Origin of the sequence: Xanthomonas hortorum pv. cynarae (assembly GCF_002939985.1) — a bacterium.
Taxonomy (GTDB): Bacteria; Pseudomonadota; Gammaproteobacteria; order Xanthomonadales; family Xanthomonadaceae; genus Xanthomonas; species Xanthomonas hortorum_D.
In genome coordinates this window covers 52,390-65,503 of sequence record NZ_MDFM01000001.1, presented here as the reverse complement: position 1 = coordinate 65,503, position 13,114 = coordinate 52,390, and the positions used below count along the sequence as shown (strand labels likewise).

Annotated in this window: 14 protein-coding genes; 10 read left to right on the top strand and 4 right to left on the bottom strand. The window is 64.2% G+C overall.

All coding sequences use genetic code 11. From position 1 onward, the window contains the following. The first annotated feature begins 85 nt into the window (after nucleotides 1-85). The 4 genes from XcyCFBP4188_RS00325 to XcyCFBP4188_RS00310 all read left to right on the top strand — a co-directional run bounded on the left by XcyCFBP4188_RS00325 (nucleotide 86) and on the right by XcyCFBP4188_RS00310 (nucleotide 3,615). On the top strand, nucleotides 86-1,027 hold the full coding sequence (locus XcyCFBP4188_RS00325) for a LysR substrate-binding domain-containing protein (RefSeq protein ID WP_006451403.1): 942 nt from the start codon (nucleotides 86-88) through the stop codon (nucleotides 1,025-1,027). A 398-nt stretch (nucleotides 1,028-1,425) separates the two neighbouring features. Beyond that, entirely contained in the window at nucleotides 1,426-1,857 is a 432-nt protein-coding gene (gene rnk / locus XcyCFBP4188_RS00320) for a nucleoside diphosphate kinase regulator (protein ID WP_104591515.1), read from the top strand. A gap of 61 nt (nucleotides 1,858-1,918) precedes the next feature. Next, nucleotides 1,919-2,887, top strand: coding sequence for a transaldolase (locus XcyCFBP4188_RS00315; RefSeq protein ID WP_006451405.1), 969 nt, complete (start codon nucleotides 1,919-1,921; stop codon nucleotides 2,885-2,887). Between the two features lie 158 nt (nucleotides 2,888-3,045). Beyond that, complete coding sequence (locus XcyCFBP4188_RS00310) at nucleotides 3,046-3,615, top strand: type 1 glutamine amidotransferase family protein (RefSeq protein WP_006451406.1); 570 nt, start codon at nucleotides 3,046-3,048, stop codon at nucleotides 3,613-3,615. 262 nt (nucleotides 3,616-3,877) lie between these two features. Here the strand turns inward: XcyCFBP4188_RS00310 and msrA are convergent, their stop codons facing one another. Next, the gene (msrA, locus tag XcyCFBP4188_RS00305; RefSeq protein WP_006451407.1) at nucleotides 3,878-4,528 is read right to left on the bottom strand and encodes a peptide-methionine (S)-S-oxide reductase MsrA; all 651 of its coding nucleotides are present in this window, start codon (nucleotides 4,526-4,528) and stop codon (nucleotides 3,878-3,880) included. Between the two features lie 83 nt (nucleotides 4,529-4,611). Next, nucleotides 4,612-5,127 (bottom strand): SgcJ/EcaC family oxidoreductase, encoded by a 516-nt coding sequence (locus tag XcyCFBP4188_RS00300; protein ID WP_046933018.1) that lies wholly within the window; start codon nucleotides 5,125-5,127, stop codon nucleotides 4,612-4,614. 124 nt (nucleotides 5,128-5,251) lie between these two features. On the opposite strand from XcyCFBP4188_RS00300, the gene XcyCFBP4188_RS00295 reads away from it, so the two are divergent. The 3 genes from XcyCFBP4188_RS00295 to XcyCFBP4188_RS00285 are packed head-to-tail and all read left to right on the top strand — an operon-like array spanning nucleotide 5,252 to nucleotide 8,327. Further along, on the top strand, nucleotides 5,252-5,959 hold the full coding sequence (locus tag XcyCFBP4188_RS00295) for a helix-turn-helix transcriptional regulator (protein ID WP_006452029.1): 708 nt from the start codon (nucleotides 5,252-5,254) through the stop codon (nucleotides 5,957-5,959). Continuing rightward, nucleotides 5,956-7,866 carry an ATP-binding protein gene (locus tag XcyCFBP4188_RS00290; protein ID WP_104591468.1) on the top strand — a complete coding sequence of 637 codons (1,911 nt, stop codon included), beginning with the start codon at nucleotides 5,956-5,958 and terminating at the stop codon, nucleotides 7,864-7,866. Before XcyCFBP4188_RS00295 ends, XcyCFBP4188_RS00290 begins: the two co-directional genes overlap by 4 nt. Beyond that, the gene (locus XcyCFBP4188_RS00285; protein ID WP_006452452.1) at nucleotides 7,863-8,327 is read left to right on the top strand and encodes a response regulator; all 465 of its coding nucleotides are present in this window, start codon (nucleotides 7,863-7,865) and stop codon (nucleotides 8,325-8,327) included. The genes XcyCFBP4188_RS00290 and XcyCFBP4188_RS00285 overlap by 4 nt, the downstream gene beginning before the upstream one ends. A 426-nt stretch (nucleotides 8,328-8,753) precedes the next feature. On the opposite strand, the gene XcyCFBP4188_RS00280 is transcribed toward XcyCFBP4188_RS00285, so the two are convergent. Continuing rightward, nucleotides 8,754-8,984: a putative signal transducing protein gene (locus tag XcyCFBP4188_RS00280; protein WP_006449566.1), complete on the bottom strand. Its 231-nt coding sequence runs from the start codon at nucleotides 8,982-8,984 to the stop codon at nucleotides 8,754-8,756. A 2-nt stretch (nucleotides 8,985-8,986) separates the two neighbouring features. After that, complete coding sequence (locus tag XcyCFBP4188_RS00275; protein ID WP_104591467.1) at nucleotides 8,987-9,628, bottom strand: glutathione S-transferase family protein; 642 nt, start codon at nucleotides 9,626-9,628, stop codon at nucleotides 8,987-8,989. A 244-nt stretch (nucleotides 9,629-9,872) separates the two neighbouring features. Between XcyCFBP4188_RS00275 and XcyCFBP4188_RS00270 the strand changes: the two genes are divergently transcribed. The 3 genes from XcyCFBP4188_RS00270 to XcyCFBP4188_RS22830 all read left to right on the top strand — a co-directional run bounded on the left by XcyCFBP4188_RS00270 (nucleotide 9,873) and on the right by XcyCFBP4188_RS22830 (nucleotide 13,081). Further along, complete coding sequence (locus XcyCFBP4188_RS00270) at nucleotides 9,873-11,612, top strand: glutamine--tRNA ligase/YqeY domain fusion protein (protein WP_006449568.1); 1,740 nt, start codon at nucleotides 9,873-9,875, stop codon at nucleotides 11,610-11,612. Nucleotides 11,613-11,839: 227 nt separating this feature from the next. Next, complete coding sequence (locus XcyCFBP4188_RS00265; protein WP_006449569.1) at nucleotides 11,840-12,769, top strand: DMT family transporter; 930 nt, start codon at nucleotides 11,840-11,842, stop codon at nucleotides 12,767-12,769. Nucleotides 12,770-12,892: 123 nt separating this feature from the next. Then, nucleotides 12,893-13,081: a hypothetical protein gene (locus tag XcyCFBP4188_RS22830; protein ID WP_155767605.1), complete on the top strand. Its 189-nt coding sequence runs from the start codon at nucleotides 12,893-12,895 to the stop codon at nucleotides 13,079-13,081. Nucleotides 13,082-13,114 lie beyond the last annotated feature (33 nt).

The window sequence follows — 13,114 nt, the reverse complement described above, 5'->3', positions numbered from 1 at the left end:
CACAACACAGCGCCCGGCACCGCCGGGCGTTAAGCTCGCCAAGTGCTCACGTCGTTTCCCGTCAACGCAACAAGGGCTGCTGCACATGAATCTGCGTGACCTGAAGTATCTGGTAGCCCTGGCCGACCACAAGCATTTTGGTCGTGCTGCAACGGCGTGTTTCGTCAGTCAGCCAACCCTGTCCACCCAGATCAAGAAACTCGAAGACGAACTCGGCGTCTCGTTGGTGGAGCGCGCGCCGCGGAAGGTGATGTTGACGCCTGCCGGCCGCGAAGCGGCGGTGCGCGCACGCAGCATCGTGGCCGAAGTGGAACAGATGAAGGAAGCTGCACGACGTAGTCAGGACCCGGAAGCGGGTACCGTGCGGCTGGGCATTTTCCCCACCCTGGCACCGTATCTGTTACCGCATGTGGTGCCGGGCATTCGCCAGCGCTTTCCACGTCTGGAACTGCTGCTGATCGAAGAAAAGAGCGATCAGCTCATCCACCAGCTGCGCGAAGGGCGTCTGGATGCGGCACTGCTTGCATTGCCGTTGCAGGACGATCAGCTGCACGCAGAATTTCTGTTCGAAGAACCGTTCGTGCTGGCGGTGCCGGAAGGCCATCCGCTGACGCGCCACGACAGCATGACGCTGGACGATCTGTCCGAGCAGCGCCTGTTGTTGCTGGAAGACGGCCACTGCCTGCGCGAACAAGCGCTGGATGTGTGCCATCTGGCCGGCGCGCTGGAAAAATCCGAATTCCAGGCCACCAGCCTGGAAACATTGCGCCAGATGGTGGCGGCCAATGTCGGTGTGACCTTGCTGCCGCTGCTGGCGGTCAAGCCGCCGGTGGCACGTTCGGAAAATATCCGCCTGATCCGCTTCCGCGAAGACAAGCAGCCCAGCCGCCGTATCGCGATGGTCTGGCGCCGCAGTTCGGCCATGACCGCGTTCCTGGAGCAGCTGTCGCAGTTGTTCAAGGAATTGCCGGAAAGCCTGTTCACCCTGGACCAGCCGACCACCGGCCCCAAGGCGGTCGCTGCCTGAGGATTCGGGATTCGGGATTCGGGATTCGGGAAATTGTTTCACGGCTGCGGTCGCTTCGCGCGATGCTTTCTCACCTGACACCGGACATAAGCGACGCGCGAGCGTCGTTTTTTGTTTCGCTTTTGGTTACTGCGCGAGTCATCTGAAAACACACGGCGGCCTCCGCGTCATTGGCATGCGGCAGACTCCAACCCGGTTGCTTGCGACCACGGGCTGACACATTGGCGCGCTTGCCTGACCCTTTGGCCAATGCCGGCAACCCGCAAAACCGCGTCTGCCTCACTCAGCAAGCACGATGCCTTGCGCTACCTGGCCGCGCATTGCGATCGAGCAACGGCGCCCTCATCTTGTAGATGACGCTCACCGTGTTGGCGAGCTGTCGTCGTCAGGAGATTCCCATGCCTTCGCAACACCACAGCGGCTTGCCGCCGTCCATTCTTGTTTCCAGCCATGACCTCGCCCGTCTCGAGGCATTGCTCGATTCGCCCCCGTTCAACAAGCATCCCGCCGCCACTGCGCTGAGCGACGAACTGGGCCGCGCACGCGTTGTGCCACCCGATCAGATTCCCGGCGATGTCGTCACCATGTACTCCCGCATCGACTGCGAAGATGAGCTGCATGGCGAACGACATACGCTCACCCTGGTGTATCCGCACGAGGCAGATGTACAGCACGGCCGCATTTCGGTGCTCGCGCCGGTTGGCAGTGCGCTGCTTGGCCTGTCGGTCGGCCAGAGCATCGACTGGCGCACGCCCGACGGACGCGACCTGCGCCTGCGTGTGACTGCCGTGCACGACCAACATGCATTGGCCGACGACTTACAACGCTGAGCGCGCTAACGTAACGCGCTGCGTCCTATCCCCGACCCGTCCACGATTCGAGAGAACCCGCATGACTGCATCCCCCTCCAAGCTTGCTCAACTGCGTGAGCTGTCTGTCGTCGTTGCCGATACCGGCGACTACGACGCCATCAAGCGTCTGAAGCCGGTCGACTGCACCACCAATCCCACCTTGGTCAAGAAAGCGTTGGACCTGCCGGTCTATGCGGAGTTGATCGAGCAGGAACTGGCCTGGGGCCGCGAACACGGCGGTGAAGACCGCACCAGCACCGTCAATGAAGTGGCCGACCGCCTCACCATCGGCGTGGGCACCAAACTGTCCGAACTGGTGCCGGGCCGCGTCTCCACCGAGGTCGATGCCGACCTGGCGCACGACACCCAAGCCACCATCGCCAAGGCGCGCAAGTTCATCGCGATGTATGCCGAGCGCGGCGTGTCAAAAGACAAGATCCTGATCAAGATTGCAGCGACCTGGGAAGGCATCGAAGCGGCCCGCCAGCTGCAGCTGGAAGGCATCGACTGCAACCTCACGTTGATCTTCAACCGCTCGCAGGCGCTGGCCTGCGCAGAAGCCGGCGTGTTCCTGATTTCGCCGTTCGTTGGCCGGATCCTGGATTACTACGTCGCCCAAGGGCAGACCCCGGCCGGCATCGACGAAGATCCGGGCGTGGTGTTCGTGCGCACGGTGTACAACGAATTCAAACAGCGTGGCTCGTCCACGGTGGTGATGGGCGCTTCGTTCCGCTCCACCGCGCAGATCGAAGCGCTGGCCGGTTGCGATCGTTTGACCATCTCGCCGGAGCTGCTGGAAAAGCTCGACGCCGAACACGGCGAGTTGCCGCGCAAGCTCTCCCCTGCGCAGGCCGACAACGCACAGATCACCCCGATCGACAGCGACAGCTTCGCCACCGATCTGGCCGCCGACCCGATGGCCACCGACAAGCTGACCAGCGGCATCGACACCTTCGCCAAGGATCTGCAGGCGCTGCGCAAGACCATCGCCGACAAACTCGCCGGCTGATTGCCTATCACGGTTGTGTGACGTCAACGCTCGCGGCTTTTCAGCCTGCGGGCGTTGTCGTTTCTGGCATTTAGTTCAGCGCCATCCTCCACACAACGCTTACAACCGCCGCGCGCGCACTGCCTAGAATCCGGATTCCTCAACTGGCGCAGCGGACAATGGCAAACATTGCAGTGGTGATGGTCGACGGCGTGGCCGATTGGGAAATCGGTGTGGTCTTGCCGGCGGCGCGTGAATGGTTCGGCGACCAGGTTGCCATCGCCAGTATCGACGGCCAGCCGGTGCAGTCGATTGGCGGCTTGCGCATCACACCGGACTTCGCGCTTTCCGATCTGGCACCGCTGGAGGCCGATCTCTGGATCCTGCCCGGCAGCGAACGCTGGCAGGCCGGTGAGATTCCAGGGCTAAGCGGCCTGTTGGTCAAGCGCGTGCAACAGCAGCGCCCGGTCGCTGCAATCTGCGGCGCCACCATTGCACTGGCCTATGCCGGTTTGCTCGACGACCGCGCGCATACCAGCAACACGTTGGCCTTTCTGCAGGAACACGTTGTGCCTTATGCAGGCGCTACACACTATCGCCACGAAAAAGTCGTCGCTGCCGACGGCGTGATCACCGCGCCCGGCACCAGCCCGGTCGGTTTCGCGCTGGCCTGCATGCGACTGCTGCATCCGGAACGCACCGACATGCTCGCGCAATTACGCGGCATGTTCGCCGGTGAGTTTGTCTGACCTGGAAGGTGTGAGCCGGCGGATCCGAACCGGCACAGCTGATTCGCTGCACGCATTGCATCGCTGCTCCGCCACCGCGTCGCAGGCATCGCCTTGCGACCGCCACAAAAAAAAGATGGCCACGTTGTCTCCAACGTAGCCATTCAAGTTGCCTGGCATGCACTCCCATGCGCTGCCTGATCGTGATAACGCTGCCGGTCACTGTTGGCCATCGGCACGTCACCACACTGGATGACAGCGCTCAATCCGACCCGCCTTTCCGTCAGGCATCCAGCCCGATCGGGCAGCTCACTCCCGTTCCGCCAAGCCCGCAATAGCCATTGGGATGCTTGGCGAGATATTGCTGGTGATCGTCTTCGGCGTAATAAAACGTGGGCGCCGGGAAACGGATCTCCGTGGTGATTGCGCCATACCCGGCTGCGTCCAGTTGTTGCTGGTACGCATCGCGGCTGGCCAGCGCAGCGTCGTATTGCTGCTGTGTCGTGCAATAGATCGCCGAGCGGTATTGCGTGCCGACGTCGTTGCCCTGCTGCATGCCCTGGGTGGGGTCGTGGCTTTCCCAGAAGGTGCGCAGCAATTGCGCAAACGACACCGCCTGTGCGTCATAGACCACCAGCACCGCTTCGGTGTGGCCGGTCTGTCCGGAACACACTTCGCGGTAGGTGGCATTGGGCGTTTCGCCACCGGCGTAACCCACTGCCGTGCTGTACACCCCTGGCACGTTCCAGAACTTGCGTTCTGCGCCCCAGAAGCAGCCAAGCCCGAATTGCACCTGGGCCAGGCCGGTGAACTCCCCGCGCAACGGATGGCCGTTGATCAGGTGCGTGTTGTGCAGCGGCAGCGCTTGCTCGCGCCCCGGTAGTGCTTCGCCTGGACGTGGCATGCGTTGCTTGAAGGCGCCGATTCCCAGCATGGTGCAACTCCCGCGTGTGTAAGGGTTGCCTGCTGGATGGCGCCGGCCGTAGCGGCTTTCAAGCCGCTACGGCCAATACGGCATTACTTCTTGGTCAACGAGGCAGTGGCGGTGTCCACTTCCGGCATCGCCGAGCTGTGGTGGTTGATGATCAGCCACTTGTCGTCACGCTTTTCGTACACGAAGGTGTAGCGCGCCTGCACCGTGCTCTTCTTGCCGTCCTTGTCGGTCAGCGTGAAGGTATAGACACCAGCGTCCACCGCGCTGTCTTCATCGAGTACGCGCACGGTGCGGTAGTTGACGACGCCCTGCGGCTTCTTGGTCAGGAACATCTCGAAGTACTTTTCGATCTGCGCCCGCGAGGCGCGCACTTCGTTGGAGACGGTCGGCAGCAGCACGCCGTCCGGTGCGTACAGATCGGCAACCTTGTGCGGGTTGCCGGTGGCCAGCGCCGCGTTCCAGGTGTCGAACAACGCAGCCACTTCGCGCTCTTCGCCATCGGCAGGCAGCTTGGCCTTGTCGGTGTAGTGCATCACGCCGCCAGCCAGCGCCGGGGTGGCAGCCAGAGCCAGAACCAGAGAGATAAAGGTGCGACGCATGGGGAATCTCCGTGTAGTTGATGGGGGTGCCTCTTCGGGCAGGCTCAGTATCGAAATCGCCCGGCCTCGAAAATTCTGCCGAGTGGCATATACTCAAATATGCTGATCGGCCTAGAGGCAAGACATGGAAACCCCCACCAATGCTGGCGATTGGCGTCTTGCGCTACGACGCGACGCCTCCGATAGCGCACGTTGGCAAGCGCTCTGGGAGACCGCTGTGGCGCTACGGCAGGCGCAGACCCCGGAGCAGGCCTGCGATGCGGTGCTGGGACGCGTGTTGCTGTTGCTGGGCCTGGAACATGGCGCGGTGCTCGCGCAACGCGGGCCGCGCGCGCAGGTACTCGCCAGCCGCGGCCGCGCACTGCCGCCCGGCGCCAGCGCTGCCGGCGACAGCCATGAAGCGAGCTGGTTGATGCCACCGCGCCCGGCCGATATGCGCGAAGCCAAGGTACCGATCCATGCGCTGGGTACCACCCACGGCATGCTGTGCGTTGCCTGGAATGACAGCCGCCCCGCGCCCGGCAACGACGATGTGCAGGCGCTACAAGCGTTCGCGCTATTGCTGCCGGCAATGGTGGCCGAACCGGCCAAACCGCTCGCCACGCGCCGGCGTAAACCAGTGCAGGACGATCGCCTCAGCGCACTGAGCAAACGCGAGAAACAGGTGCTGTCGCTGCTCCCGCGCGGGCTCACCAACGCCACGCTCGCAGCTGAACTGGGGATTTCTCCCGGCACGGTAAAAGTGCATGTGGAGCGAATCCTGCAGAAACTTGAGGTAAAAGATCGCACCCAGGCCGCGGTGTACGCGGTCCATGCCGGACTCGCGCTATGAATGCTTTGGCAGTGCGTTGGAACGATTGGCCGATCACCCGCAAGAGCCTGGCGGTGGTGACCTTGCCGCTGCTGCTGCTGGCGGTCGCACTGATGGCGATCTACAGCGTGGAACGGCAGAACATCGCCGCCGAAAACGATGTGCGGCAGACCCTTGAAGTGCTGAGCGATCTCTACGAAGCGCACGCACTCCTGGCAGAAACCGCAGCCGGCGTGCGCGGTTATCGCCTGGTGCGCCGCGACGAATTCCTCACCCCGTATCGCGATGCCGAACCGCGTCTGCAACGCGTGGCAGAGCGGCTGTCGCAACGCATCACCGACCCGGGACAAGCGCAGCGGTTTGCGCGCATCAAACCGTTATTTGCCGAAAAAATGCAGGGCTGGCGCCGTTTGCTGGCACCGGATCTGAGCCGCGAAGAAGAGATCCGCCAGCTGTGGGACGGCAAGTACAAACTCGACATCCTGCGCGCCGAACTACGCGAATTGCGCAACTACGAAACCGCGCAGTTGCAGGTACGCACCGCCAAGGCGCAGGGGCTGCGCCAGCGCAATCTCATCATCACCTTGAGCGCGGCGATGCTCGGTGGCCTGGGCGCGGTGTTTGCGGTGGCGTGGTTCGCCTCGGCGTTGTCCGGGCGCTTGCGCACGTTGGCGGCCAATGCGGATCGGCTGGGCGAAGGCTTGCCGCTGGCACCGCAGCCGCGTGCAGGCGATGAACTGGGCCAGGTCGGTCAGCGCCTGGCCCAGGCCAGCGAACTGCTCGCCGCGCGCGCGGCCGAAGCGCAATTGGCACGTCGCGAGGCCGAAACCGCCAACCGCGCAAAAACCGAATTCCTCTCGCGCAGCAGCCACGAATTACGCACGCCGCTCAATGCAATTCTGGGCTACGCGCAGGTGCTGGAAATGGATCTGCCCGAACCTGCGCATCGACGCCATCTGCAACACATTCTCGGTGCCGGCCGGCACTTGCTGGGTTTGATCACCGAGCTGCTGGATATCGCGCGTATCGAAACCGATCAGCTGGATCTGAGCCCGGAACCGATCTCGGTGCGTGCCGCCGTGCACGAAGCCTTGGGCCTGATCGCCCCGGACGCGGACAAGTACGGCATCGCACTGCAACCGGCCGCCATCGACGGGCCGTGGACGGTGCGCGCCGATGCGCAGCGGCTGCGTCAAGTGCTGCTCAATCTGCTGTCGAACGCGGTCAAGTTCAATCGCACCGGCGGCCAGGTGCAGGTGAGCGCGCAGCCGGATGGCGAGCAGGTGCGCATCACCGTTGCAGACCAGGGCGCAGGGCTGACGCCGGCACAGATCGAACGGTTGTTCACGCCGTTCGAGCGGCTGGGTGCGGAGCGTTCGGCGGTGGAAGGCACGGGCCTGGGCCTGGCGTTGAGCAAGCGCCTGATCGAGGCAATGGGCGGGCGCATCGGCGTGGACAGCAGCCGCGATGGCGCGCGCTTCTGGATCGCGCTACCGCAGGGTGACCCGCAACGTAGCGAGCCGGCGCGCACCATCGTGCCGCCGAGCAGCGCCGGCAGCGGTGTGTGCCGGTTGCTGAGCATCGAAGACAACCCATCCAACCAGGCCTTGATCCGCACCCTCAGCGAGCGTCGCCCGCAATGGCAACTGCTCGAAGCGGCCAGCCTGGCGCAGGCGCGCGAGCTGCTGCAGCACGGCCTGCCGGATCTGATCCTGCTGGATCTGCATTTGAGCGACGGCAACGGCGAAGAATTGCTGCGCGAGTTGCAAAGCCAGCCGGCCACTGCGGAGGTGCCGGTGGTGGTGATCAGCGCCGATGCCACCACTGCCACGTTGGCACGTGTGGGCAATCAGGGCGTACGCGCGTATCTGACCAAACCGCTCGATGTGGCGGAATTCTTCACTGTGATCGACGGGCTGCTGGCATGACACGCGACGAAATCCTGGGTTCCCGCATCCTCATCGTCGACGACGAGCCGGCCAATGTGCGGTTGCTCGAAGACCTGCTGCAGCGCGAAGGCTTCCAACAGGTGATCGCCACCACCGACCCATTGCGGGTGATGGGGCTGGTGTCTGCATTTGCGCCGGACCTGATCCTGCTGGATCTGAAAATGCCCGAGCTGGATGGCTATGCACTGCTGGAACAGCTGGCGCGGCTGTCCGACCCCGGCCACTTTTTGCCGGTGATCGTGCTCACCGCCGACCCCAGCCGCAGCGCGCGCCACCGTGCGTTAGGCCTCGGCGCGAAGGATTTTTTGACCAAGCCCCTGGACACCTTCGAGGTCGCGCTGCGGGTCTGGAACGTGGCCGAAACCACGGTGCTGTTCAAGCGTCTGCGTGCTCTCGCCGCGCCGGATGCGGCGCCGCCGGGGTGGCGTCAGCAGAGTTAAGCTTTTAGGGGGATGATCTGCGGCTTGGCTGTGGGGCCCTTGCCCGCCCACCATCGCGGGACACGCCGCAAGTACGTCCCTGTAGGCTCTTACGCGGCATCCATGCCGCGTAAGGTCCCGCGACGGTGGGCGGGCAAGGACCAGTCGAGTTGATCGGTGTGCGTAGCTTTCAATAAAACAGCCAGCAAACTTTCTGGTGCGGTGTCCTCACCGATTGCGGGACCGTGTGGCGGCATGGATGCCGCCACCGAGCCCCCAGGGATGGGTTCACGGCGTGTCCCGCGAGCGGTGAGGGCATCGCGCCCTCGACCACCTAGGCTCTTGACCTAGACATTTGACTACATCTAAGCCACACCACGACTCGAAAGAGTAGCTAACAAAACGACTGCTCGACCGCTCGCTACGTCCTGATTGCCGCCATGAACATCACACCGCCCGCGTAACCTCGCCGCACAACCCGATCTGAGCCAGCACCGCCTGCGCCTGACTCAGATGCAGGTCGGCCACGCAGACCTGCAGTACGCCGAATGCGGGTAGTTCGCCGGCGCCGCCCAATAGCGACTCGCCGAACACAAACGCGGTGATGCCCGCATCTTCCAGCGCGTGCTTGGCCAGATGCGCGTCGATGATGTGACTGGCGCGGTACGCGATCTGCATGGTCAATGACGCCCCAGACGTTCGCGCACTGCGCCCTGCTTCCACTCGCGCAGTGCCGGCAGTGCATCGAGTGCGGCAAGATAGTCGCCAGCGGCTTCGAACAGCGGCACCCCGTAGCTGGCAAAGCGCAGTGCGACCGGGGCGAACATCGCATCGACAATGCCGAACTCACCACACAGGTACTGGCCGGCATGCCCGTGCTCGGCGCGCAGGCTGGCCCACAGCGCCTGGATGCGGGTGATGTCACGCTCAGCGGCCGCGTCCCAGTGCGCGGGGCTGGGCGCGCGGGCCAGATCCATCGGTAGTTGGGTACGCAGGGCGGCGAAGCCTGAATGCATTTCCGCGGCGGCGGCGCGCGCCTGCGCCCGCACGGCCAGGTCCGCCGGCCAGCCGCGCCCATCTAGCCAGCGCTCGTTGACGTATTCGCAGATTGCCAGCGAATCCCAGACATGCAAGGTGCCGTTCCACAGCACCGGCACCTGCCGGGTCGGCGAATAGCCAGCGATGCGGGCCTGGAACTCGGGCGTATCCAGCGGCAGCGCAATCTCCTCGAACGGCACCTGGAAGTGCCGCAGCAACAGCCACGGGCGCAGCGACCAGGAGGACAGGGTCTTGTCGCCGATCACCAGGCGGGGCAATGGCATGCGTGGGGCACTCCGAAGGATCGGCGCAGCGTACGCGTCGGCGGCGATGACGGCCAGCCTGGTTATCGCTCGCCGATGCAGCTGGTCCTGCCTGGGGTCGACCACAGAGACCTTGCCAGCCCGGTGCTTGCCCGCAGGTAGCGAAGGCGCGCGATGGCCGCCAACTCCCGGCCACCCACACGCGTCCTACCCCTAAACCGGTGCCACCGCCTAAACTTGTGGTTTACCTATTGCTGATGCGCGCATGTCCGAGACCCTAGCCACCGACGCCACCGCCCCGGCGGAGAAGAAAGACTTCATCCGCCAGATCGTCCGCGAGGATCTGGCCAGCGGCAAACACACGGTCATCCGCACCCGCTTCCCGCCCGAGCCCAACGGCTACCTGCATATCGGCCACGCCAAGGCGATCTGCCTGGATTTCGGCCTGGCAGCTGAGTTCGGCGGGCTGTGCAATCTGCGCCTGGACGACACCAACCCGGCCAAGGAAGACCCCGAGTTCGTGGTCGCCATCCAGGACGACGTGCGCTGGCTGGGCTTCGAATGGGCGCAGCTGCGCCACGCCTCGGACTACTTCGAGGTGTATTACCTGGCGGCGGAAAAACTGATCCGCGATGGCCATGCCTTCGTCTGCGATCTGTCCGCCGAGCAGGTGCGCGAGTACCGCGGCACGCTGACCGAGCCCGGCCGCAACTCGCCGTTCCGCGAGCGCAGTGCCGATGAAAATTTGGGCCTGTTCCGGCGCATGCGCGCCGGCGAATTCCCCGATGGCGCGCGCACGCTGCGCGCCAGGATCGACATGGGCAGCGGCAACATCAATCTGCGCGACCCGGCGCTGTACCGCATCAAGCATGTCGAGCACCAGAACACCGGCAACGCATGGCCGATCTACCCGATGTACGACTTCGCGCATTCGCTGGGCGATGCGGTGGAAGGCATCACCCATTCGCTGTGCACGCTGGAATTCGAAGACCACCGGCCTCTCTACGACTGGTGCGTTGACAAGGTGGATCTGGCCGCGCATCCGGAGTTGCTGCAGCCGCTGCTGGACAAGGGCCTGCCACGCGAGGCCGCCAAGCCGCGCCAGATCGAATTTTCGCGCCTCAACATCAACTACACGGTGATGAGCAAGCGCAAACTCACCGCGCTGGTGGAAGAACAGCTGGTGGACGGCTGGGACGACCCGCGCATGTACACGCTGCAAGGCCTGCGTCGGCGCGGCTACACGCCGGCGGCGATGCGCCTGTTCGTGGATCGTGTGGGTATCAGCAAGCAGAATTCGCTGATCGATTTCTCGGTGCTGGAAGGCTGCCTGCGCGAGGATCTGGATACGGCCGCCGCACGCCGCATGGCGGTGATCGACCCGATCAAGCTGGTGCTGAGCAATCTGCCGGAAGGCCATAACGAAACGCTGAATTTTTCCAATCACCCCAAGGACGAGAGCTTCGGCACGCGCGAGGTGCCGTTCTCGCGTGAGCTGTGGATCGAGCGCGAGGACTTTGCCGAGTTGCCGCCCAAGGGTTGGAAGCGTCTGGTGCCGGGCGGCGAAGTCCGCCTGCGCGGTGCCGGCATTGCGCGCGTGGATGAGATGATCAAGGACGCTGCTGGCGAGATCGTCGAGCTGCGTGGCTGGCTGGATCCGGAATCGCGTCCGGGCATGGAAGGTGCCAACCGCAAGATCAAGGGCACCATCCACTGGGTCAGCGCCGCGCATGCGGTGGAAGCGGAAATCCGCCTGTACGACCGCCTGTTCTCTGTGGAAAAGCCTGACGACGAGTCCGAGGGCAAGACCTACCGCAACTATCTCAACCCCGAGTCCAAGCGCAGCGTGCGCGGCTATGTGGAGCCGAGCGCGGCACAGGCTGCACCCGAGCAGTCGTTCCAGTTCGAGCGTACCGGCTACTTCGTTGCCGATCGCCGCGACCACAGTGCCGCCACGCCGGTGTTCAATCGTAGCGTCACCCTGCGCGACACCTGGGCCAAGTGAATCAACTCCGCACCGGATGGCTATCATTCGGTGCGGATCGGCAGTGACAGCTGCAGCGACGCGTGGCATCCGGTTAGCGGCGCGCTGCTGGCTGCCACGCGCGTCACGCACCGCACGTGACGCCACCTCAGAGCCTTGTCTTCTGAGCTAATGAACAATTGAACAAGCGCAATGGAGCCTGCGTGCCGCACTTCATTGCATGCTGCACGGCATAAAGGAGCAGCACGATGCGTGAGCGCTTGATGGTGGGTGTCGCCTGCGGGATCGGTGCAGGCGCGCTGTGGGGATTGGTATTCCTGGCACCGCAATTGCTGGCGGCATTTACGCCGTTGCAACTGGCCGTGGCACGCTATCTGTCGTACGGCGCGGTGGCGGCGTTGGTGCTGGCACCGCGCGCGCGCCAGACCGCTGCGCGGATGGGGCGCGCCGAGTGGTGGGCGCTGGTGCGTCTGAGCTTGTTGGGCAATCTGATCTATTACGTGCTGCTCGGCAGCGCAGTGCAATGGGCCGGCAGTGCGGCCACCGCGCTGATCATCGGCCTGTTGCCGGTGGTGGTCACCGTGATCGGCACGCGTGCCGCCGGCGCAGTGCAATTGCGGCGCCTGGCTGCGCCGTGCCTGTTGTGCGTCATTGGCGTGGCGCTGGTGGCCCTGGACACCTTGCAACACGATTCCGGCCAGCACGCCAGCGATCGCGCCACGCGCATTGCCGGCCTGCTCTGCGCATTCGGTGCGTTGGCATCGTGGTCGGCCTATTCGATCGTCAATGCGCGCTGGCTGCGGCGGCGCCCGGACCTGTCCGGCGGCGATTGGTCGCTGCTGACCGGCGTGGTCACCGGTGCACTGGCGCTGGTGCTGGCGCCGGCCGCGCTGATCGGCAGCGCGACGCACGCGCCGATCGAATGGGCGAGTTTCTGGGGCATTTCGCTGTTGCTGGGCATCCTGGCCTCGGTGATCGGCAACGCATTGTGGAACCGGGCCAGCCGCGTGTTGCCACTGACCCTGGTCGGCCAGATGATCGTGTTCGAAACGATCTTTGCGCTGCTGTACGGCTTTGCCTGGGAAATGCGCCTACCCACGCCATTGGAGCTGGCCGCCATCGCCTGTTTGCTGGTCGGCGTGTTGTGGTGCGCAGCACTGCATGCGGAAGCGAAATGATGGCGGCAACTCACGTGCGCATCCGCCTAGATTGCAGGCTGTGTCCTCAGGAACACCGCCATGTGCCTCCCACAACCGCCTTCGCGCAGACGTGTGAACACGCTATGCAGCGCTGTTTTTTCGTTGTCGGTCGGCCTGGCGGCCTGCTCGCAGCCACCGGCGACCTCAAACGCGGTCACCCCGGCAGAAGCGCTCTGCGCGCTGCTGCCGAATACGCCAGATGACGATCTGCCCACCGATCGCCGCGATGAAAGCATGCAGCAACTGGACCTCGCCACCCGCTGCAACTCCGCACTGCGCAGACATCGTTGACTGCACTGCAGTTGCAGGCGTTTATCGGCATGC